Annotated in this window: 17 protein-coding genes; 11 read left to right on the top strand and 6 right to left on the bottom strand. The window is 62.6% G+C overall.

Annotation, left to right across the window (positions count from 1 at the left end; genetic code table 11):
* Positions 1-4 precede the first annotated feature (4 nt).
* The 6 genes from G473_RS0100200 to G473_RS0100175 all read left to right on the top strand — a co-directional run bounded on the left by G473_RS0100200 (position 5) and on the right by G473_RS0100175 (position 5,401).
* The gene (locus tag G473_RS0100200) at positions 5-526 is read left to right on the top strand and encodes a MaoC family dehydratase (RefSeq protein ID WP_029011445.1); all 522 of its coding nucleotides are present in this window, start codon (positions 5-7) and stop codon (positions 524-526) included.
* A 21-nt stretch (positions 527-547) separates the two neighbouring features.
* Positions 548-1,744, top strand: coding sequence for an acyl-CoA dehydrogenase family protein (locus tag G473_RS0100195; RefSeq protein ID WP_029011444.1), 1,197 nt, complete (start codon positions 548-550; stop codon positions 1,742-1,744).
* A 268-nt stretch (positions 1,745-2,012) separates the two neighbouring features.
* Positions 2,013-3,140, top strand: a complete 1,128-nt coding sequence (locus G473_RS0100190) for a CaiB/BaiF CoA transferase family protein (protein ID WP_029011443.1) — start codon at positions 2,013-2,015, stop codon at positions 3,138-3,140.
* Positions 3,140-4,252: a CaiB/BaiF CoA transferase family protein gene (locus G473_RS24255; RefSeq protein ID WP_051329711.1), complete on the top strand. Its 1,113-nt coding sequence runs from the start codon at positions 3,140-3,142 to the stop codon at positions 4,250-4,252. Before G473_RS0100190 ends, G473_RS24255 begins: the two co-directional genes overlap by 1 nt.
* Before the next feature lie 70 nt (positions 4,253-4,322).
* On the top strand, positions 4,323-4,712 hold the full coding sequence (locus tag G473_RS0100180) for an MbcA/ParS/Xre antitoxin family protein (RefSeq protein WP_029011442.1): 390 nt from the start codon (positions 4,323-4,325) through the stop codon (positions 4,710-4,712).
* Entirely contained in the window at positions 4,709-5,401 is a 693-nt protein-coding gene (locus G473_RS0100175; RefSeq protein WP_029011441.1) for an RES family NAD+ phosphorylase, read from the top strand. The genes G473_RS0100180 and G473_RS0100175 overlap by 4 nt, the downstream gene beginning before the upstream one ends.
* Before the next feature lie 9 nt (positions 5,402-5,410).
* Here the strand turns inward: G473_RS0100175 and G473_RS24250 are convergent, their stop codons facing one another.
* The 4 genes from G473_RS24250 to G473_RS24245 all read right to left on the bottom strand — a co-directional run bounded on the left by G473_RS24250 (position 5,411) and on the right by G473_RS24245 (position 10,947).
* Positions 5,411-6,715 carry an amidase gene (locus G473_RS24250; protein ID WP_154667195.1) on the bottom strand — a complete coding sequence of 435 codons (1,305 nt, stop codon included), beginning with the start codon at positions 6,713-6,715 and terminating at the stop codon, positions 5,411-5,413.
* 63 nt (positions 6,716-6,778) lie between these two features.
* Positions 6,779-8,185 carry a phenylacetate--CoA ligase family protein gene (locus tag G473_RS0100165; protein ID WP_035704762.1) on the bottom strand — a complete coding sequence of 469 codons (1,407 nt, stop codon included), beginning with the start codon at positions 8,183-8,185 and terminating at the stop codon, positions 6,779-6,781.
* Positions 8,186-8,207: 22 nt separating this feature from the next.
* Entirely contained in the window at positions 8,208-9,578 is a 1,371-nt protein-coding gene (locus tag G473_RS0100160; protein WP_029011439.1) for an MmgE/PrpD family protein, read from the bottom strand.
* Between the two features lies 1 nt (position 9,579).
* Positions 9,580-10,947, bottom strand: a complete 1,368-nt coding sequence (locus G473_RS24245; RefSeq protein ID WP_051329710.1) for an MmgE/PrpD family protein — start codon at positions 10,945-10,947, stop codon at positions 9,580-9,582.
* Between the two features lie 201 nt (positions 10,948-11,148).
* Here G473_RS24245 and G473_RS24240 point away from each other — a divergent pair, with 201 nt between their 5' ends.
* Positions 11,149-11,871: a GntR family transcriptional regulator gene (locus tag G473_RS24240; RefSeq protein WP_035704800.1), complete on the top strand. Its 723-nt coding sequence runs from the start codon at positions 11,149-11,151 to the stop codon at positions 11,869-11,871.
* Positions 11,872-12,248: 377 nt separating this feature from the next.
* On the opposite strand, the gene G473_RS0100145 is transcribed toward G473_RS24240, so the two are convergent.
* Positions 12,249-13,094 carry a helix-turn-helix domain-containing protein gene (locus G473_RS0100145; RefSeq protein WP_029011438.1) on the bottom strand — a complete coding sequence of 282 codons (846 nt, stop codon included), beginning with the start codon at positions 13,092-13,094 and terminating at the stop codon, positions 12,249-12,251.
* A 355-nt stretch (positions 13,095-13,449) separates the two neighbouring features.
* Between G473_RS0100145 and G473_RS0100140 the strand changes: the two genes are divergently transcribed.
* Together G473_RS0100140 and G473_RS0100135 are read left to right on the top strand one after the other, a co-directional pair.
* A complete protein-coding gene (locus tag G473_RS0100140; RefSeq protein WP_029011437.1) occupies positions 13,450-14,598 on the top strand; it encodes an FAD-dependent monooxygenase in 1,149 nt (382 codons plus the stop codon).
* Positions 14,599-14,613: 15 nt separating this feature from the next.
* Positions 14,614-16,128: an aldehyde dehydrogenase family protein gene (locus tag G473_RS0100135; protein ID WP_029011436.1), complete on the top strand. Its 1,515-nt coding sequence runs from the start codon at positions 14,614-14,616 to the stop codon at positions 16,126-16,128.
* Between the two features lie 62 nt (positions 16,129-16,190).
* Here G473_RS0100135 and G473_RS0100130 read toward each other — a convergent pair whose 3' ends face one another.
* A complete protein-coding gene (locus G473_RS0100130; protein ID WP_029011435.1) occupies positions 16,191-17,276 on the bottom strand; it encodes a DUF3089 domain-containing protein in 1,086 nt (361 codons plus the stop codon).
* A 298-nt stretch (positions 17,277-17,574) separates the two neighbouring features.
* Here G473_RS0100130 and G473_RS0100125 point away from each other — a divergent pair, with 298 nt between their 5' ends.
* Both G473_RS0100125 and G473_RS0100120 read left to right on the top strand, forming a co-directional pair.
* On the top strand, positions 17,575-20,016 hold the full coding sequence (locus G473_RS0100125) for a TonB-dependent receptor (RefSeq protein WP_029011434.1): 2,442 nt from the start codon (positions 17,575-17,577) through the stop codon (positions 20,014-20,016).
* Between the two features lie 69 nt (positions 20,017-20,085).
* Positions 20,086-21,558, top strand: coding sequence for a flavin monoamine oxidase family protein (locus G473_RS0100120; protein ID WP_029011433.1), 1,473 nt, complete (start codon positions 20,086-20,088; stop codon positions 21,556-21,558).
* Positions 21,559-21,565 lie beyond the last annotated feature (7 nt).

Below are 21,565 nucleotides of genomic sequence, written 5' to 3'. Positions count from 1 at the left end.
GCACATGGTTCAGAATTGGAAGGAAGTCGGTCCGAACCGCTATCGCGAGACGTTCGGCCGTTATTTCGAAGATTTCAATGTCGGCGACATCTATGAGCATCGCCCGGCCAAGACCGTTACCGAATATGACAACCACCTGTTCACGCTGCTGACGCTGAACACGCATCCGATGCATTTCGATGCGGAGTTCGCCAAGGCCAGCGAGTTCAAGCAGAACCTGGTGGTCAGCCCCTATACGCTGGCGCTGCTGATTGGCATGAGCGTGACCGACGTGTCCCAGAAGGCGATTGCCAATCTGGGCATGGACGAGGTGAAGTTCACCGCCCCTGTTTTCGCCGGCGACACGCTGTATGGCGAAAGCGAAGTGCTGGCCAAGCGCGCGTCGGAAAAGCGGCCCAACCAGGGCATCGTCACCATCCGCACCATTGGCAAGAACCAGAACGGCGTCACCGTCTGCTCGTTCAAGCGCAACATGCTGATCCCGTTCCGCGGCCATGCCGTGGAAGACCGCGTCGAAAATTACTGATCCAGCAAGGGGATTTCACCCATGACCACGCCCCATCCCGGCATCCATCCTGATGATGAAGCCGCCATCCTGGACAGCGTCGAGCGCTGGCTGGCCCGCGAAGTCCGCCCCGTGGCGGAAAAGCTGGAACATGACGACATCTACCCGATCCAACTGGTCGAGCAGATGAAGGAACTGGGCCTGTTCGGTGCCACCATCAGCCCGGAATATGGCGGGCTGGGGCTGCCAGCATCGACTTATACCCGCATCGTCGCCCTGATCTCTGAGACCTGGATGTCGCTGACCGGCATCTTCAACAGCCATATCATGATGGCGACGGTGGTGGAGAAGTTCGGCACCGAGGCCCAGAAGGAATATTGGCTGCCGAAATTCTGCGCCGGTGAAATCCGGGGCGGTCTGGGCCTGACGGAAGCTGATGCCGGCACCGACCTGCAGGCCATCCGCACCCGTGCTATCCGCACTGATCGCGGCACCTATGTCATCAACGGCACCAAGACCTGGATTTCCAACGGGATCGAGGGTGGAGCCGTGGCGCTGCTGGTCAAGACCGACCCGGATGCCCAGCCGCGCCATCGCGGCATGTCCATGATGATCGCGCCCAAGATCGATCCGGACAATGGCAAGCGCTATGAAGGATTCCGCACCGGTAAGAAGCTGGAGAAGATGGGCTATAAGGGCATCGACAGTGCCGAGCTGATCTTCGAGGATTACGAACTGGATGCCGAACGCCATCTGGTGGGCGGGATTGAGGGCAAGGGCTTCCTGATGGCCGTCGGCGGCCTGGAACTGGGCCGCATCAATGTCGCGTCGCGCGCCGTGGGCATTGCCCGTCGTGCGTTGAAGGAAAGCGTGGCCTATGCCCAGACACGGCGGACTTTCGGCAAGCCGATCGGGGAGCATCAGGCCATCCAGTTGAAGCTGGGCGAAATGGCCACCAAGGTCCGCGCCGCCGAACTGCTGGTCCAGGATGCCGCTGCTGCCTATGACCGTGGCGACCGCTGCGATATGGAAGCCGGCATGGCCAAGTATTTCGCGTCTGAGACGGGCGTGGAAGTGACGCTGGAAGCGATGCGCATCTTCGGTGGTTACGGCTATTCCAAGGAGTATCCGATTGAGCGCCTGTATCGCGACGCGCCGCTGATGTGCATCGGCGAAGGCACCAACGAGATGCAGCGCATCATCATCGCCAAGCAGATGATCGCGCGTAATCCGGTGTAATACCAAGGGGCATGGACAATGCCCCTTGGTATCTGCGCCGACCGGCGCGGCGGCGGCTCGTGCCGCCGAAGCCTTTGAGCTCGATGACGTCGAGATCAAAGGCACAGGGTATAAGGGAGGGGTTGTTCCCCCTCCTTTAACACCGTCACCCCGGCGAAGGCCGGGGTCCAGTTCGTAAAGCGAGACGCCTGTGACCCTGGACCCCGGCCTTCGCCGGGGTGACGGGGGGAGAATGGGAGCATCGCGCCCGCCTTGAGAAGGATTGTCCATGACCCGACCCCTTTCCGGCATCCGCGTCGTTGCGGTGGAGCAGTATGGCGCCGGGCCCTATGGCAGCATGCTGCTGGCCGATCTGGGCGCCACGGTGATCAAGGTGGAGAATGCCGCCACGGGGGGGGATGTCTCCCGTTCCACGGGGCCGCATTTCTTAGGCGAACAGGACAGCCAGTTCTTCCAGACCTTCTCCAAGGGCAAGCAATCGGCCAATATTGATCTGAAAAGCCCGGAAGGGCGGGCGGCCTTCAACCACCTGCTGGAAGGGGCCGATGCGCTGATCAACAATCTGCGCGGTGACCAGCCGGCCAAGCTGGGCCTGACCTATGAAGCGGTGAAGGCGATCAACCCGCGTCTGGTCTGCGCCCATCTCTCGGCCTATGGACGGGGCAACAGCCGGCAGGCCTGGCCCGGCTATGATTATCTGATGCAGGCGGAAGCCGGTTTCATGGCGCTTTCCGGCGAACCGGATGCACCGCCGACACGGTTAGGCGTCTCCATGGTCGATTTCATGACCGGCACCATGATGGCGTTTGGCACCGTCTCCGCCATTCTGGGCGCCAAGGCATCGGGGGTGGGTTGTGATGTGGATGTGTCGCTGTTCGACACGGCCTTGCACCAGCTCTCCTACCCCGCCACCTGGTACCTGAATGCCGGCGATCAGATCACGCGCCTGCCGCGCGGCGCCCATCCTTCCATCGCCCCCAGCCAGTCCTTCAAGACCAAGGATGGCTGGGCGATGCTGATGTGCCAGACGCCGAAATTCTGGGAGGAATTCTGCCGCCGGGCAGAACGGCCGGACCTGCTGGAACGGCCGGAATTCAAGGATATTCCCGCCCGCCGCGTGAACCGGCAATTGCTGTCTGACACGCTGGACGCGGTTCTGTCGGAGCGGACAACGACGGAATGGCTGGCGCTGCTGGGCGGGCATGTGCCGTTCGCCCCCATTACAACGCTGGATCAGGCGCTGGATAATCCCTTCGTGGCCGAGGTGGGGATGGTGGAAACTGTCGATCATCCGGATGCCGACGGGGGGGCCTTGCGGCTTCTGTCTTCGCCCATCCGCATCAATGGGCAGCGGCCCAAGGGCGTGCGCGCGCCCAAGCTGGGGGAGGGTGCGTGATGAAGCTGGAAGGGATCAAGGTTCTGGACCTGTCGGCCTTCCTGCCCGGTCCGCACATGACCATGATGATGGCCGACCATGGCGCCGACGTCATCATGGTGGAACCCGCCAACGGCCAGGGCGAGCCGACACGTGCCATCGGGCAGAAGACGGCCGATGGTACCACTGTCTGGTTCCGCAATATCGGGCGTGGCAAGCGGTCGGTGACGCTGAACCTGAAGGATGCTGCCGATCACGCCCTTTTCATGGAACTGGCCGCCTCCGCCGATGTGGTGGTGGAGGCGTTCCGGCCTGGCGTGGTGAAGCGGCTGGGTGTGGATTATGACTCTATCCGCGCCATCAATCCGGGGGTTGTCTATTGCTCCATCTCCGCCTTCGGGCAGGAGGGGGCCTATGCACAGAAGCCCGCCCATGACATGACGGTGCAGGCGCTGGCCGGTCTGGTGGACCTGAACCGGGGCCTGACCGACAATAAGCCCGCCAGCCCCAATATGCCGGTTGCCGACATGGCCGCCAGCCTGATGGCGCTGTCGGCGGTGCTGATGGCGCTGCTGCGCCGGGGGCAGACGGGGCAGGGGGATTATATCGACCTGTCCATGTTCGATGCCGCCCTGGCCTGGACCCCCAATGTCACCGGCCCGGTCTTCGCGGAAGACAGCCACCCGCCGGTGAAGGAGATGCGCAGCTTCGGCGGCTCCGCCATGTACCATATCTATGAAACGGCGGATGGCTGCTTCATCGTGCTGGGCGGGTCAGAGGTCAAGTTTGCGGAAAACCTGCTGACGGCGCTCGGCCGGCCAGATTTGCTGTCCTTTGCCAAGCAGCAGCCGGGACCGGCGCAGGAGCCGCTGCGTGCCTTCTTCAAGGAAATCTTCGCCACCCGGACCCTGGCCGAATGGCAGGATTTCCTGCGTGGGGTGGATTGCTGCTGGGCACCGGTACGCAGCCTGAAGGATGCGTTTGACGATCCGTTCGTGGCTGAACGGGGCATGGTGCTGACCGACAAGGACGGCTACCGTCATATCGGCGTGCCCATCCGCTTTAAGCAGGAACCGGCCCAGCCGTGTTTCGACCTGCCTGCCTTTGGGGATAAATCGGCCCGGTGGTTGTAAGGGGTGGCTCATATGGACTTGAAGTAAGGTCCATATGAGCCTATCTTTCCTGTTGTTACAGGAGGGATAGATGGATGTTGTCCTGCAGCACCCGTCGGCAGCGGACAGAAATGCCATTGCGCTGAAGGCCTATGGCCGCATTGTGCAGCATTGGGGCCTGACCTTGGCCGAAGCGGCGGCCCTGGCCGATATGTCGGACAGCACCTGGAAGCGGGCGAGGAAGCCCGGCTATGTCGCGGATCTGACGCATGACCAGATGCTGCGGCTCAGCGCGGTGATCGGCATCTATAAGGCGCTGGCCTTATACTTCGGGGACGAAATTGCTGCCCGCTGGATCACCCTGCCCAACCAGGGGCCTTTATTCAGTGGTGCCCGACCGGTTGACACCATGATCCAGGATGGCCTGCCGCAGTTCCTGCAAGTGCGTCTTTATCTGGATGCGCTGCGGGGCGGGGCGTGAGGATTGTTTCTATTGCCGACCGGGGTCTGGTCCGCCTGATCCCCGCCACCTACCACAAGCCGCCCAGCCTGCGCGGTTTGGTGGACAGTGACCATGAGATGGCAGTCCTGGCGGAGATTGAGGGCTTGACCAGCGCCCGACTGCGGGCCGAACGCGGACGCAATCTGCATGTCGACCGGCGGGAATTGGCCTGGAGCCGGCGCAAGAATGACCTGCAGATCTATGGTCAGAGCCATATCAACGCCGCCTTCACCTATACCCGTGCTGGCGGCAACCGCTTCAATGATGAAAGCCGGGGTGCCTGGTATTGCAGTTGGAATCTGCTGACCTCCGTTGCCGAAGTGGCATTCCACCGCACGCGGGAGCTTGGCTTTATCGGGATTTACCGCGATACGGCCCGTTATGTCGAATTGCTGGCCGATTTCATCGGCGATTATCCCGACATCACCGATGAACCGGGCCACCGCGCCCTGCATCCCGATCCGGCCATCGGCTATGCTGAGGGGCAGGTTTTTGCCAAGGGCCTGCAACGCGACGGTCACCGGGGCCTGATCTATGGCTCCGTCCGCCAGCCGGGGGAACGGTGCCTAGTGGCGTTCGAACCGTCTGCTATTCAGAATGTCCGGCCCGGTGCCAGTTGGGAACTGCGCTGGGAGGGCACGGCGGACTATACGCTATGCGGGGTGTAGCCACGGGGCCTATTCCAGCGCTGCTGCCACTGCCAGCACCGTGCTGGCATCGCGGCCGATCACCTGAACCGATAGCGACATTCCATCCGGTGACAAACCCGCCGGAACGGCCACCGCCGGGCAGCCGATAAAATCAGCGAGCGCCGTGAAATCGGCCTGATTATGCGGTACCGGATCGCTGAAGGGGAAAGCCGTCTGTGGTGCCGTGGGCAGCAGCACGGCATCCACCTGATCCAGCCAGGCTTGGCCGGCCAGTTTGATGGCATCCAGCCCCTGATAGGCGGCGGCCAATTTGGTAGCGGGCTGCTTGCCGCCCCAGCGCAGCAGGCTCAGGAACTCTGCTGAGAAACCCTCTTCGCTCTCGGCCAGTTTGGCGGCATGGGCGTTCAACCCTTCCACTTCTGATACCAGCAAGCCCAGGCGGCGGGCTTGGCCGGGTTGGTAGCCGGGCATGTCGGCATCATGGGCAACCATGCCCAGCGCCAGCAAGGCGGCGGCGGCATTGTCCCGTGCGGCCCAGATATAATCGGGCGCGTCCACGCGGGCATGCCAGTCCGGCACCGCCAGTTTCAGACCCGTCAGGGAGGTGACCGGTTCGGCCTTTCCCACACCGGCATAGGCTGCCACCAGGGCGCAATCGGCCACCGTATGGCCATGCACACCCACATGGTCCAGCGTGGTCGAAAGCGGGATCACCCCCTCCAGGCTGATGGCGCGGCGGGCGGGCTTGTACCCGGCAAGACCGCAATAGGCGCTAGGAATGCGCACCGATCCCATAGTGTCGGAGCCCAGCGCCGCTGCCGCCAGCCCGGCGGCAACAGCCGCCGCCGATCCGCCGCTGGACCCGCCGGCGGTGTAGCCCGTGCGCAGGGGATTTTCGGTGCGACCGAACCAGACATTATCCGTCGTCGCCCCCAGCGCCCCTTCATGCATGTTGACCGTACCCAGGATGATGGCACCGGCTGCGCGCAGGCGGGCCACGCAATCGGCATCCTGTGCCGCTACCCGATCACGATAGGCGCCGATGCCCGCATGCCAGAAGGCACCGCCAATGGCGATGTTGGCTTTAACCGCAACAGGCACCCCATCCATATCCGACAAGGGCTGTCCGGCAGCCCAGCGTGTGGCCGATGCCATGGCTGCCGCCAGTGCCGGCTCCGCCAGCACCTGGGTATAGGCCCGAACCTGCCCATTCCGCGCCGCGATCCGGTTCAGATATAGGCGCGTGACGGTAACCGGATCCGTGGTGCCATTGCGGTAAAGGGCGGCCAGACCAGCGGCACCAGCGGAATAAAGCATATGGGCGTCGGTCATGGCTTGGCTCTCGCGGACGGATAAAGGTCGTGCTTATGACGGGGCGGGAGTGTCCCGCGCCCCTTACTTCTTGAACCGCTCGTCAATCAGGCGGATCGGCTTCTGGCGCACGTCGATCTGGGTCAGGCCGGCAGTGGCGCGATGGTCCACCAGTTCCACGCCCACCTCGATCCCGATCTTCTGCTTCAGCACGGCGCGGCAGCGTTCCGCCACGCTCTGGCGGTCGGCAGAGCCGGCATTGGTTTCGGCAACGACGATAAATTCGTCACGTCCGGCCCCGTCGCGCACGGCCTTGCAAATATATTCGCCAGCCACACCTTCCACGCCATTCAGCATCGGGCCGATGGCCTGGGGGAAGATGTTGATGCCGCGGATCTTGACCATATTGTCCGACCGGCCAAGGAAGCCCTCGATCCGCTTGAACTCCACCCCGATGCCGGACTTGCCGGGGCGGACCTGGGTCACGTCATGGGTATTGAAGCGGATGATGGGGTGGATATCGTCCTTGTAGATACAGGTGACGATCATGTCGCCCAGCGCGCCGTCAGGCACCGGCGCTCCGGTGTCGATATCGCAGACTTCCAGATACTGGGCGTCTTCCATCACATAAAGACCATCGCGGTCCGGGCCTTCACCGGCGATGCAGCCGGTATCGCCCACGCCGTACCAGTCAAAACACTCCGCCCCGCCCCAGGCAGCCGACAGGCCCGCCTTGTCCTCCTTGCCCAGATGGCCGGAGATCATGCGGATGTTCAAATCCTTGACCGGATCAATCCCGTTCTCCCGCGCCACTTCGGCCAGCTTCTTGATGTAGTCGGAGAAGCCGACGATCACCGTCGCGCCAAACTCCTTCATCAATTGCACCTGCTGGATGGAGCGAGTTTCCACGCCCGTGCCAGCCGACATGAAGATGGAGGAGGTCCAGTGCAGCACGCTTTCGCGCACATAATGGCCGCCATTGATCATGCCATGGCCATAGACGGAATGAACCACATCATCCGGGCGCATGCCCTGGAACCGGTAAAGGCGGCCCAGCAGCAGGTTCTGTGCCTCGCGCCCCTTGGCGCCGAACAGCAGCACCTGCGGCTTTCCCGTCGTACCGCTGGTGGTGTGGAAGACGACCGGCGGGCGTTCCCCAGCCGGATAGCTGGAAAAGGCGGAGAAATCGCCGAAAGGCGGCGCCAGTTCCAGGCTGGCCATGATGTCCGACTTGTCGAAGGTCGGCAGGCGGGGCAGATCGGCGATGGAGCGGATGTCGCCCTTCTCAATCCCCGCATTGCCCCACAGGCGCTGATAGAAGGGCGTAGCCCAGGCGCGGGCGACACAGCGCATGAACAGGCGGTTCTGATGCGTGGTCAACTCGTCCCGGCTGGTCTTCGTGGCAAAGCGCACGAAATCGTCGCCAATCGGATGGTCCTTCTGCAGGGCGTCCCAATCCACGGCGTTAAAATAAGTCTTATGCCCGTCCATAGATCACACTCTCCCTGTTTATTCAGCCCGGCAGACCGCCGGCACGGCGCAGCAGCGCCGCCATATCATCCTGTTCGTCCAACCGGTCGATGTCCTGGATCAGCGGGTCGGCCAGCGCCGTCATCCCGGCGAAATCCAGGCAGGCGCGGAATTTGCGCAGATGCTGTTCCCGGCTGAGCGGCGTTGTCGGGCTGCCCAACTGGCTGTTCACGCGGGTGGTGACACAGCGCCCATCGCTCAACACCGCTTCGGCAATGGCCGGGGTGAAGGCGGCGGGGTCCGGATTATCATCAGCCACCACGCGGATGCGGGCACCCAGGTTGTGCAAGGTCGGGTCGGTCAGGCGACCGGGCGTGAAATCAGCCAGCCCCACGGTGCCGCGCGTCAGCACCACCGCCCCCAGCCAGGCAAAGCAAAGCCGGGCATAATTGGCCGTCATCGCTGCCGGATAGGCTGGCAGGGGACGTCCGACCAGCCGATGGATCAGCGGCGGGGCGGTGTAGGTCAGGCTTTCCAGATTGGCCGGCGTGATGCCATGGTCGCGCATCAGCGCCTGGGTGGCGACAATGGCACCATGGGCGGCGCGGCCGGTGGGGAAGGGCTTGTGGCTGACCTCCGCGATCCGCCAATCCTGGCCCAGTCGGTCCAGCAGGGGGGCGAGGGCGGTGCCTGTCTCGAACATGGCCATATAGCCGAACGGGCCATCAATGCTGCCATCGGTGCCGGGCACCCCGGCCATGGCAAGGTCCAGCGCCATCAGGCTGGCCTGTGCGGCATGGGCTACCTGCAGGGGCAGGCCGGGCTTGCCTTCCACATGGGCCTGCATGGTGCCGGATGCAAAGGCCAGCGCATGGCCGAAGGCGCTGCGCGTGACCTCCACATCCAGCCGGCGCAGGCGCGCCATGGCAGCGACACAGCCGAAAATACCGGCTGTGGCCGGGCGGAAGAATTTCAGCGGTGTGGTCGCGGCCAATCCCAGCGTTGCCGCGATATCCACGCCGGCGGCCAAGGCCGCCCCGAAATCCGTACCGCTGACCAGGCCAGGGAGACGGGCCGTATCCGCCATCAGCGCGGACAGGACAGTTGCCAACGGATGGACGACCGCGGCTTCATGCACACAGTCAAATTCCTGTGCATGGATCTGGTAACCGTTCAGGAACGCGGCCTGGGGCGCGGTCAGCGCCATGCCCCGGCCAAGCACCGGTGCAGCCCCCTCGCCCCCCCAGGCGGTGGCCATGGGGGCGATGTCGGCGGCAAAGGGGGCTTTGGCCCCGGCAATGCCGACCCCCAGCGTATCCAGCAGGAACGTGCGGACCCCATGGCGGGCCGGTTCCGGCAGGGTCACCCATTCAACCGATAGCGCGTGCCGCGCCAGCCTATCCGATGCCGTCATGTTACGCCTTCCCCGGCAAGCTATGGGTCGGCCAGGCACGCGGGATTGGCCCGCCATCCGCCATGGCCAGACATTCCGTGATTAATTTTTCGGCCGCCTTTTCCGCCATCCCGGCGGATCGCATCAGGCTGCGGGCCTTGTCGATGGCCCGGTCATGGGGCAGCGGGTTTTCCGGGTCGCCCAGCGCATCAGGCTGTTCATGAACCCGCAAAGTTCCATCTGCGAGGGCGACGCACAGACGGGCGCCGAAATGGTTGGGATAGGCACCGATATAGGGTTCTGTTGCCAGAACCTTCACCTTGGCGCGCAGCGCGGCGATGGTGGGATCGGCGATGGCCGGCGGGTCGAAGGCCGAAAGCGGCGGCGGGCCGCCCAGCAGGGTGACAGCCACGGCATGCTGGATAGAGAATTTCGCCTCGATCACGGTTTCCGGTGTTGGCCGGTCGCAGAAGCGCAGCGCATCGCCATAGGTCTGCACGGCAACGGCGGAAATGTCGGACAGGCGCAGCTTTTCCTTTTTACATTCCGCCAGGATGGCCAGGGCCGCATCAATGGCCGGATGGGCATGGCGGCAGGCGGGCCAGGGCTTCAGGCTGATATCGCTCAGGCACCAGCCCTGTGGCGTCGCATCGGCCAGTATGGAAGCGGGGTTGGAACCGGCGGCGGTCGCAGCGAACAGCCCTTCCGCCCCCTCCAGGATGCGAGCGGGGCCACGCAGACCGGCGGCGGCCATGCGCGCCGCCAGCAATCCATCGCCTGCCGCCTGGGCATTATGGACCTGCTTGGCATTGGACTGAGGATCGTTGCGCGTTTCCCACAAGCCGCCGGTGCGGGTGATGGCCAGGGCCATCGCATGCGCCAGCCCGTCACGGTCCATACCCAGGATGCTGGCGCAGGCGGCGGCGGCGCCAACCGTGCCGCAACTGGCCGTGCTGTGCCAGACCCGGTAATGCGGGTCGCCCAAGGCACGGCCCAGCCGCACCATGGCCTCATAGCCCCGCACGATGGCGCCTAGCAATGTCTTCGTATCCGCTCCCACGGCCTGCGCCATGGCAAGGGCGGCGGGAATGACGACGGGACCGGGATGCAGGCGCGCCCGCTTGTCCACATCATCCATTTCAAAAATATTGCCCAGCGCGCCGTTATATCGGGCAGCCGCTTCCGCTGAAACCGGGACAGGCTGGCCAATGGCAGTGCAGGTGCCCGTCTCCCCGGTCAGGAAGACACGGGCCAGGGCATCCGCCACCGGCATGGTGGCGCCGATGGTGGCACAGCCGGCCCAATCCAGCAGATGCAGTGCAGCCTTGGCCCGCAAATCCTGTGGAACGGGGCGAAGAAGATGGTCGGCAAATTGAGCGATCAGTGACATTGGCCCACCAATTGTCCGGACATAATCTCACTAGCACAGCCGACCGCATGGGGAAAGACCCGGTTGAGGATGCAGTGCAAAAAAGCGGCTGAAATCGGATAGGACAGGTCGCCGGGCTTGACGGGCCAGGGCTGCCATGGCCTTGATCCGATTTGGGAACCGGCAGGCTATTGCCGGGCACAGGGAAAGGGGAAGGTTGTTTTGGCAACCGGGACGGCACCACGTTACCAACAGATCGCCCAGATGCTGCGCGCTGCCATTACCAATGGCACTTACAAGGTGGGTGATCTGCTGCCCACCGAGCAGGAATTGTGCGCCCTGCACGACATCTCCCGCCACACGGCGCGCGATGCGCTGCGCCTTCTGTCGGAAGCGGGGTTGGTAACGCGCAAGCGCCGGGCCGGTACCATTGTCACCGCGCCCGCTGAACCGGCGGTTTTCGTGCAGCCCCTGGGGGGGTTCCAGGATTTGCTGCAATATGCCCGCGACGCCCAATTGAAAATCATGACCTATGGGCCGGCGCCGGAAGATGGTCTGGCCCAGGCGATGGGGCTGGACACGGCGGGCTGGTGGGAGCTTCGCGGACAACGCGGCACCGGCCCCAAGGCGGTGGGCGTGACCCGTGTGCTGATCCGGGCAGATTGCGTGCCGGAACGGGCTGAAATCCAGGCCCATCCCACCATTGCCGATGCGATAGAAGCGCGGTTCGGCATCGTTGCTACCCGCATTGACCAGCAGATCACCGCGATGGTGCTGGATGCCCCCCTGGCCCAGTTGCTGGGAACAGAGCCGGGCGCTGCGGCGCTGCGAACACGCCGGCTTTATCATGACGAACAGAATAACCTGTTCCTGGCCAGCGAGACCGCGCATCCGGCTGATCGTTTTGTTTATTCCCAGAGCTTTACCCGGGAGCGGGGGGACTGAACCGTCCCGCTTCATTGGCCGTCGCGTTGACATGATGCTTGCCGCGCCCGTCCCCCCGATATCCGTCGATGATGGATATCGGGGGGGACGTTGGCCTCAATGCTCCACCCGGCGTTCCAGGGTCCAATCCCAACGCGGTGCGGGCATCTGCTGCATTGCGTCGGGCATGACGCCACCCTGCCAGTCGGTAACAGAATAACCTGTTCCTGGCCAGCGAGACCGCGCATCCGGCTGATCGTTTTGTTTATTCCCAGAGCTTTACCCGGGAGCGGGGGGACTGAACCGTCCCGCTTCATTGGCCGTCGCGTTGACATGATGCTTGCCGCGCCCGTCCCCCCGATATCCGTCGATGATGGATATCGGGGGGGACGTTGGCCTCAATGCTCCACCCGGCGTTCCAGGGTCCAATCCCAACGCGGTGCGGGCATCTGCTGCATTGCGTCGGGCATGACGCCACCCTGCCAGTCGGTATAAGCCTCACCGATTTCTGCGGCGGCCTGCTTCAGGTCCGGAAGATATCGGCTGGTAAAAACCTGCTCCGTCACAGCCTTGTCCATGAAGCGCATGCCCACGACGCCCAGCAGGTTGGTGCCGGCATAGACGGGCACGGCGGCGCTGGATTCACCGCGATATTGACGGATGGTGATCGCGTAGCCTGATTTACGGATATTGCCGAGCATCTTCTCGATCATATCGCGCTGGCGGCCGGCACCTTCCATCTCCCCACCGGAACCCAGTGCGATATCCAGCAAAGCCGCCCTTTGCGGGGGCGGGCTGAAGGCCAGATAGGTGCGGCCCGATGCGCTGTTCAGCAGCGGCAACCGCACGCCGGCATTATAGCGTTCCAGCGCCAGCGGGCTCTGCTTGTCGGTGGTTAACCGGACCAGCATGCTGTTGCCCTGGTTGGTGCTGATGGATACCGGCCATATCAGCTTCTGGCCCAACTGGACCACGATCGGTTGGGCAACCTCGCCGATCCACGCTTCATCGTCATAACCATCGGACAGCCCGCGGACCAGCACGGTCAGGCGGTAACGCTCATCTGCACCGTCTCGCATCGCATAACCGGCGGAACAGAGGGTTTCCAGCACCCGATAGGCGGTGGTCCGCGGCAGGTCGATGGCGTTGGCGACATCGGTCACCGTCACGCCATTGCGGCTATTCAGCACCTGCAGAACATCCAGTACACGGAGCATCGCCCGTACGGGCTTGACCTTGTCCATTCAGAACCTCCTGTCACGGCAACCATGCGCCATCTGCATTGATCATGACGGCGAATTAAAACTGTAACCTTAGAATATGTTCGTATGTCCACCTGTCGGATACGAACCGAAGGGAATAGGCATATATCGCCCATTCTGTACGCATATCCCTGCCGGGTTCCCAGATGCGCTTATCCGACTGCCGGATAAAAATGCAGTAAATGCTCTATAGATATACATTTTGCACATTTAAGCGCCCGTCCGCCATGCGGACAGGCGAAAGCCGTCGCCTATGAAGCGGGCAGAGTGCGCGGCCTAATCGATCTCGCGCCGACTCCATGATCGGCTTCAAGCGAATCTGAAGGCCCTAAAGCCCATGAGCAAAGCGAGAATAACTGTCGTCGGTGGAGGCATCGGCGGCTTCACGGCGGCGATTGCCCTGCAGGCAAGCGGCTTTGCCGTCACCCTGCTGGAAGCCGCTCCTGCCTTCGGGGAAGTGGGAGCAGGCGTGACCCTCTCCCCCAACGCCATGAAGGGCTATGTGTATCTGGGGCTGGCGGAACGGATCGCCGCGGCTGGCGTGGAGCCCACACGCCAGCGCATTCAGCATTGGCAGGATGGCCGCACCCTTGTGGTGATGGACCGAGCCGACATGCGCCAGCGCTACGGCGCGCCCTATGTCTATATCCATCGTGCCGACCTGCACGCCATTCTGGTGGAGGCGGCCCAAGCCGGCGGATGCACCTTGTTGACCGGGGCTGCCGCCGTAGCGGTTGAAGGGACCACTGTCCTGCTGGCAGATGGCCGGCGGATCGACGGTGACCTTGTCATCGGGGCCGATGGCCTAAAGTCCGTCGTTCGCGGGCTGTTCGAACCGGAAAAGGCCCATTTCACCGGGCACGTGGCCTGGCGCGGTCTGGCCCCGGCAGAAGGCAAGTTGGCGGAACTGGCGGCTTTCCCCGGCATGCATATCGGTCCGGGCCGGATGGTGGTGCGCTATCCGGTGCGTGGATCAAAGATATTGAACATGGTGTTTTTCGCCCGTCAGGAAGGCTGGGTGCAGGATGGCTGGACCATTCCCGCATCGCGTGCCGACCTGGAAGAGACCTTCGCCGGCTGGGCGCCGGAAGTGCAGGCCATGATCGCGGCGGCACCGGAAGACCGTCTCTATAAATGGGCGATCAATGCCCGCAAGCCGCTTTCCACCTGGATCATCGAGGATAAGGTGGCCTTGCTGGGCGATGCGGCGCATGCCATGACCCCCTTCATGGGGCAGGGGGCCGCCTGCGCGATTGAGGATGCGATCGTATTGTCGCGCGCGCTTTCCGCATCCAGCAGCATAGGCGATGGGCTACAGCGTTATGTTGCTGCCCGTCATGAACGGGCGACCTTCATCCAGCAGGAATCCAACGCCAACGCCGACCGGATGCAGGCGCGTGATACGGAACTGTTCGGTCTGGAGGGGCTTCGCAACGAAGATTCCCTTGGCCTGCTGGATTATGATTGCCGCACTGTCGCCGTTTGAGGATCAGACCCTACCATGTCGATTGAAGCCCAGCCGTTTGACGGCCATGCCGTTTCCCCCGCCACGCAGGCGTTCCTGGCAAAGCGGCATGGGCTGCTGATCAACGGCGAATGGCGGCAAGGTCGCGCGGGCGACAGCCTGACCACGTCCGATCCGGCCACGCAGAGGCTCTTGGCCAGCGTCGCATCCGGCGGTGCTGCCGATATCGACGATGCGGTGGCGGCGGCAGGGCATGCTTTCAACGGTCCCTGGTCGCGGCTGAAGGCACGGGAGCGGGCCGGGCTGATCAACCGGCTGGCCCGCCTGCTGGAGCGGGATGCCGCCCTGTTCACGGAACTGGAAATCCTGGACAATGGCATGCCCCGCTTCATCGCCGGGCTGACGGTCAGTAATTGTGTCGAGATGTTCGACTATTATGCCGGCTGCATCCTGGGTATCGAAGGGGTGACAACCACCCCGCCGCCGCATGTCACGGCAGATGCGGAGGCGCTGACCTATACATTGCGCGAAGCGGTGGGCGTGGTCGGCTTGATCGTCCCCTGGAACGTGCCCGTCTCCACGCTGGTGCTGAAGCTGGCCCCGGCGCTGGCCGCCGGCTGTACGGTTGTTGTCAAGCCGGCGGAAGAAACGCCGCTTTCGGCTCTGGCACTCGGCGCACTGATCATAGAGGCGGGCTTCCCGCCGGGTGTGGTGAATATCGTCAACGGTCCGGGGGAAACGGCGGGCGCCGCCCTTTCCGCCCATCCGGACGTGGACAAGATCAGCTTCACCGGGTCGACGGAAGTTGGGCGGAAGATTGTGCAGGCAGCGGCCGGCAATCTGAAGAAAGTGTCACTGGAACTGGGGGGCAAGTCCCCGGTGGTGGTGATGCCGGATGCGGATCTTGATCTGGCGGGTCCCGGCGTTGCCATGGCGACCTTTTTCCTGCAGGGCCAGAACTGCATGGCCGGCACAAGAATCTTCGTGCATAGCGCCGTCCATGATGCGCTGGTTGAACGGATCGTCGCTTTCGCCAAGGGGTTCACCCTCGGCCATGGGCTGGACCCGGCGGTCAATTTCGGGCCGCTGATCAGCGCTGCCCATGCCGCCCGCGTCATGGCCCATATTGATCGCGCCCGTGCCGATGGTGCCCGCGTCGTGCTGGGTGGACAGAAGCTGGACCGCGCCGGCCATTTTGTGCCACCGACCATTCTGACAGATGTCAGCCCCGACATGGCCGTGTTCCGGGAGGAGATTTTTGGCCCCGTCATGGCCATCCACCGCTTCGAGACAGAGGATGTGGACACCATTGCGGCCATGGCCAATGACAGCGTCTATGGCCTGTCCGGCAGCGTATGGACCCGCAGCCTTTCCACCGCGCACAAGCTGGTATCGCGCATCCGGTCCGGGCAGGTCTCAATCAACTGCCACGGCGCTATCGCCACCAACATCCCGTTCGGCGGCTACAAACAGTCGGGCTGGGGACGGGAATTTGGTCGCGAAGGGCTGGATGCCTATCTCCAGACGAAGGCGGTCACAGCCCGGCTGTGACCTTTGCCATCGTAATTACAGCCATAAAGGGTCGCAGCATCATCGCCGCGACCCTTTTCCTTTTACGGTTTGGCTTTCAGGAAATTGTCGATCCGAACCCGAATATTGGCCCGGATATCGGCATAGAAGAGGCCGTAATCATGATAATGCATGCTGCCACCGGGCAGGGACGTCAGGTCCAGATCGGCAGCGGGTTCAACAACCAGATAGCCTTGCTCGCATCGTGCGCCGACAGCCTTGGCGCGTAGCGGCTGCATCGGCCCCTCCCCTGGCTCGCCGGGAACGGCACCCAGGGCCTGCTCGGCGGTGGAGACGGGTTTTGCCCTGTCAAAGGTGACCGGATTGATACAAAGGGCCCGTTTCCCCGGATCATCGCCATATCGCTCCACATAACGCCGTTCCCCGGCTGCGGCCATCATGGCGATGTTAAATTCCGGCAGGACGGCATTCCAGGCGATGACACAGCGGGTCTGGTCGGGCTCGTCGCAGATGGAGATGGTCTTGTAGGTCTTGGGAAAATCGCCTTCCGACAGGTTCACACCCACGATATAGGCGGCAACCATTTCCCGTGCCAGCGGGGTCCCGTCGATCCGGTCTTCCAGCAGATGCATCAAGTGGCGCGCGCCCTGGCTGTGACCGGCCAGAATGAATGGACGGCCTTGATTTTCATGCTTCAGATAATAGTCGAAGGCGCTCTTCACATCCTCATAAGCCAGATCGAAGGCTTTGCCGCCATCGCCTTCCATGGCCATGAAAGAGAGGGATGATGCCTGACGATAGCGAGGGGCATAGACCCGGCAGCAGCCATTGAAGACCCCCGCCTGACGGGCGATGACACTGGCATCAGTCCAGGCATTGGTCGCCTGATCGGCAATATCCTGGTTCCACCTGTCCTTGCTGCGGTAGGTGGTGGGATGGACGTAGAACACGTCGATTTCTGCTGCGGGACGGGTCGTATCGGCGCCGGTCGGCAGGGCAGCGCTGGCGCCGGGAGCCGTCGGACGGGCGGCCCAGGCGCTGGGATTCGCATAATCAGGCACCGGCGGCGGCGGCTGTTGCGCGAAGGAGGGCGGTGCCCCCCCAGCGGCAGCGGCCGGAAAAGCCGTTCCCAACAGGATGGCGGTCGCCAGAAAAACGGTCTGTCTCATTGAGCTATCCCGGAAAAGTCTGACGCCAAGATACGCCCAACCCGCCTGGATGCAGGTCTGCTCCGAAAATCCTTGTCCACTTGACGGACAGCGCCGCCGGGATTGTTGAGGAAAGTTCGCTAAAGGAATTAGCTGACAGGACCGGTGAAACTCTGGCTCACGGACTGCAACTGAAATGACTTCGTGAATCCTAACAGATTTCGCGAATTGTCTGCCAAATAAAGTGCAGTCGCCAACAAGCGGGAACTTGGCGCCAGAAAATAACCACACAAACAAACTGAAAATCCGAGGGGGCTTCATGTATCGTTCCAAATTAATCGCGATGACCACGTCCGCGCTGGTCGGCGCCTTCGCCGCTTCTGCCATTGTGCCGGTGGCACTGGCGAACGACGGTCTGATGCTGGAAGAGATCATCGTCACCGCGCGTAAGCGTAAGGAAGACATCCAGACGGTTCCGATCTCCATTCAGGCCCTGACCGCCGATGATCTGGCTGAGCGTAACATCACCAGCCTGACCGATCTCGGCAGCACCACGCCAGGCATCACGGTTACCAATATCACTGGCGGCACGTTCACCAACGTTTATGTCCGTGGTCTGGCGCCAGCCAATTCCTCCCAGGATTTGAATGTCGAGGCCAATGTCGGCATCTTCATCGACGGCATCTATCAGACCAGCCGTAATACGGCAGACGTTCTGGGTACCGTTGATATTGCCCAGTTGGATGTGGTGAAGGGACCGCAGAGCGCGTTGTATGGCCGCTCCACCTTCGCAGGCGCCGTCGGCATCACCACCGCCCGCCCCGGCAATGAGCCAGAGGGCAAGGCGACGGTTACTGTTGGCAATAATGGCGACTACCGGGGTAAGGTTTCGCTGTCCAAGCCGATCATTGAAGACAAGCTCGCAGCCCATGTCGCGGCCAGCTACTCGACCTATGGCGGGGAATTCAAGAACGCCTCCAACCCCTCCGACAAGATGGGCGGGTATGAGAAGCGCGGTGTCTCTGGTGCACTGGTCTTCACGCCCACTGAAGCGTTGACGGCTACGCTGACGGGTTTTGCCACCAAATCCACCATGGAATTGTCCGGTCTGGCCCTGGCCCCGATCAGCCTGCATAATTGCGGCGGCTTCAATGCCCAGACGCAGGCCTATTTCCTTTATTGCGGTAAATTGCCGACGGATCGCCCGACGGATGGAACCGCCAACATTCCCGACAGCACATCGCGTGCCCGTCAGGCGGCCCTTGAACTGGAATATGAGTTCGACCGCTTCTCGGTCGTCAGTGTTACCGGCTTCACCTCCTCCGCCGTGACGGCTTGGGGTGATTCCGATGTGACGGGCGCGGGTGCCCCTTATGGTGTCTGTACCCTGGGCAGCACCTGCGGTGCGACTACGGGCAGTTACACCCGCACGGTGAATGGCAATTCCGTTCTGGTCAGCAATGACGAGGTGGTCACCAAGAGCCAGGAACTGCGTATCCAGTCGCCGGATAGCGACCGTTTCCAGTGGCTGGCCGGCGCCCTGTTCTTCCAGTCCAACGTGGAATCCAAAGCCCTGGCGAGCACCAGCGCCCCGGGTCTGGCGCCCAATGAGCGTCTGGTACAGGTGTTGCCGGGCATGCCGGCCGGTACCGGCCCGTTGGCCACTCTGTCCAACCTGTCGCTGGTGCCGGACAGCTCCGCCAAGACCATTCTCTCAAGCCTCAATTATCGCCAGAACGTCACCAAGTCAGTGTTCGGCTCGCTTGGCTATGAGATTGTGGACGGGCTGCGGGTTTCTGCGGAAGGCCGCTACAATATCGACCGCAAGACCGATAGCTGCATCGTCACCTTCTTCGGCGCCTATGGGCCGTGTCCGGCAGGTCAGCCGCTGACGGCAGAATTCAAAAGCTTCACGCCCCGCTTCACCGCCGACTACAAGGTGAACGAAGACGTGTTCCTGTTTGCGTCTGCTGCCAAGGGTGTGCGTTCGGGCGGTTTCAATGCCGTGGGCGGCCTGGCCGCCAGCGAACTGACTTTCGAGGAAGAAGAGAACTGGACCTATGAAGCGGGCGTGAAGTCCTGGCTGTTCGACCGTCGCGTCATGCTGAATGCCTCGGTCTTCCGTGTGGACTGGACCAACCTGCAGATCTCCACCTTCTCTTCCAATCCCGTCGTCACCCAGGCCATCATCACCAATGTCGGTGACATGAAGACCAATGGTCTCGAGGTTCAGACGGAAGTGAAGGCGACCGACATCCTGTCAGTCGGTGGTTCTGTGACCTATTCCGATCCGAAGTTCGGCAAGAATGTCTATGATCCGGCCTACTCGACCCAGTGCGGCAACCCGTCCACAACCTGCGAGCTGATCACCGTTCCGGGACGCGGCCTGCAGGCTTCCATCGCCGGCCATCGTCCGGCCCGGTCGGTGAAGCTCCAGTATAATGTGCATGCCACGGCTGATGTGCCGGTTTCCGCCGACTGGAACCTGTCGGGCCGTGTGGATGTGAACTATACCGGTCCCAGCTACACCAACAGCCTGAATGTCACCAGCTTCGGTGAACGTACGCTGACCAACCTGCGTCTGGCACTGGAAAGCGATACTTACTCCATCGCGGCCTGGGTCACGAACCTGACCGACGAGCGCTACAACGCCAACGTCATCCAGCAGCCGCGTAACTACTCAGTCGGCACCCAGCGCATCATGGAAATCTACCCGGGTGAAGGCCGCCGCTTCGGCGTCACGGCAAGCGCCAAGTTCTGATCCTTCTCGTCATCATCCCCCCGGCTCGCGGCCGGGGGGATCTTGTTTTCAACGGTTGGAAGACGCCCCATGAGCTTCAAGAATTCCTCGCCGATCCTGTCCCGCCGCGCTGTCGTGGGCGGCATGATGGCTGCCGCTCCCTTGATTATTGGCTCCCGCGGCTGGGCCGCTGGCCCTGCCCAAGTCGATGTCGTCGTCGTCGGTGCTGGTCTGGCCGGCCTGAACGCGGCCGCGATGCTGGAGGAACAGGGCCTGGTTGTGCAGGTGGTGGAAGCTTCCGACCGCGTTGGCGGTCGTTTGCGCACCGGCCGGGCCGAAGGCTATCAGGCGGAACTGGGTGGCAGCGAGGTAGGGGCGCTCTATGGCCGTGTCCGTGATGCCTGCGCCCGCCATAATGTCGGACTGACCACCAAGGGCGCCAAGGGCACCGAGTTTTTGCTGAATGTCGATGGCACCAGCGTGCTGCCGTCCGACTGGGCCAAGTCGCCCGTCAACCAGACCCGTGGCAAGGAACGCGATTTCCTTCCCTATATCCTGCAAAACCGCCTGATGCATGACTGGCTGCCCTTCAACCAGACCAATGCGTGGCTGCAGCCCGAGAATATGCAATTCGACATTTCCGCTGCTGAGTTGATGCGCTCCAAAGGTATTTCGGAGGCGGCGATCCGTCTGGCGGATGTGGATCTGAACGGGGCCAGCCTGGAAGGGGTTTCGGCCCTTTCGATCTTCCGTGACATGGCCCGTGCCCAGGTGGAAGGGTTTAAAGACCCCAACAAGCCGCAATATGGCGGTGCCGCGCTTGTGTCGGATCGCAGCTACATTGTCGGTGGTTCCGACATGTTGCCGCGCGCCATGGCGGCGGCGCTGAAGCTGCCGGTTCGTCTGAACAGCCCTGTCATCGCCATTGATCAGGCTGGCGATCAGGTGAAAACCCGTCTTGGCAATGGCGATGTGCTGACCAGCCGCTTCCTGGTCATGGCGGCGCCCTTCAGCGCTGTCAGCCGCATTCGCTTCACCCCCGGCCTGCCGGATGCCCAGGCTGATGCCATCGCCGGCGCGCGCTATTCCGCCACGACCCAGTTCCATTTCAAGATCAAGAATGCCTATTGGGAAAAGGACGGCCTGCCGCCCTCGATCTGGAGCAACGCCTCCTTCGAGCGCGCTTTCGCGCTGAAAAATCCGGAGACGGACGCGATCGACACGATGATCGTCTGGGTCAATGGTGACGGTGCCACCCGCTGGGACGACCGGGATACCAATAAGCAGGTCGAACTGGTGCTGGCCGAACTGGCCCGCATCCGGCCCAGCATGGCGGGCGCCCTGGAATATAAGATCGGTTATAGCTGGGGCCGTAACCCCTATGTGGGCGGCAACAAGCATTTCTATGCGCCGGGCCAGGTAAAGCGTTTTGCGACCGAAATGGGCAAGCCCGCCGGACGCATCCACTTCGCTGGTGAGCATCTGCGGCGCCTGGAACATGGCATGGAAAGCGCCATGGAAACCGGTGAAGCTGCTGCCATGGAAATCCTGGAAAAAATCTGAGACCCCG

It is taken from the genome of Niveispirillum irakense DSM 11586, from assembly GCF_000429645.1.
GTDB classification, from domain to species: domain Bacteria; phylum Pseudomonadota; class Alphaproteobacteria; order Azospirillales; family Azospirillaceae; genus Niveispirillum; species Niveispirillum irakense.
This window is presented reverse-complemented; position numbering and strand designations above follow the sequence as displayed.

Bases quoted from the DNA above. Each gene is read 5' to 3' on its own strand.
- G473_RS0100160 (WP_029011439.1), bottom strand. From the start codon at position 9,578: ATGACGGCATCGGATAGGCTGGCGCGGCACGCGCTATCGGTTGAATGG.
- G473_RS0100165 (WP_035704762.1), bottom strand. From the start codon at position 8,185: ATGGACGGGCATAAGACTTATTTTAACGCCGTGGATTGGGACGCCCTG.
- G473_RS0100140 (WP_029011437.1), top strand. From the start codon at position 13,450: ATGAGCAAAGCGAGAATAACTGTCGTCGGTGGAGGCATCGGCGGCTTC.
- G473_RS0100130 (WP_029011435.1), bottom strand. From the start codon at position 17,276: ATGAGACAGACCGTTTTTCTGGCGACCGCCATCCTGTTGGGAACGGCT.
- G473_RS0100190 (WP_029011443.1), top strand. From the start codon at position 2,013: ATGACCCGACCCCTTTCCGGCATCCGCGTCGTTGCGGTGGAGCAGTAT.
- G473_RS24255 (WP_051329711.1), top strand. From the start codon at position 3,140: ATGAAGCTGGAAGGGATCAAGGTTCTGGACCTGTCGGCCTTCCTGCCC.
- G473_RS0100200 (WP_029011445.1), top strand. From the start codon at position 5: ATGGTTCAGAATTGGAAGGAAGTCGGTCCGAACCGCTATCGCGAGACG.
- G473_RS0100145 (WP_029011438.1), bottom strand. From the start codon at position 13,094: ATGGACAAGGTCAAGCCCGTACGGGCGATGCTCCGTGTACTGGATGTT.
- G473_RS0100195 (WP_029011444.1), top strand. From the start codon at position 548: ATGACCACGCCCCATCCCGGCATCCATCCTGATGATGAAGCCGCCATC.
- G473_RS0100120 (WP_029011433.1), top strand. From the start codon at position 20,086: ATGAGCTTCAAGAATTCCTCGCCGATCCTGTCCCGCCGCGCTGTCGTG.
- G473_RS0100135 (WP_029011436.1), top strand. From the start codon at position 14,614: ATGTCGATTGAAGCCCAGCCGTTTGACGGCCATGCCGTTTCCCCCGCC.
- G473_RS0100180 (WP_029011442.1), top strand. From the start codon at position 4,323: ATGGATGTTGTCCTGCAGCACCCGTCGGCAGCGGACAGAAATGCCATT.
- G473_RS0100125 (WP_029011434.1), top strand. From the start codon at position 17,575: ATGTATCGTTCCAAATTAATCGCGATGACCACGTCCGCGCTGGTCGGC.
- G473_RS24250 (WP_154667195.1), bottom strand. From the start codon at position 6,715: ATGACCGACGCCCATATGCTTTATTCCGCTGGTGCCGCTGGTCTGGCC.
- G473_RS24245 (WP_051329710.1), bottom strand. From the start codon at position 10,947: ATGTCACTGATCGCTCAATTTGCCGACCATCTTCTTCGCCCCGTTCCA.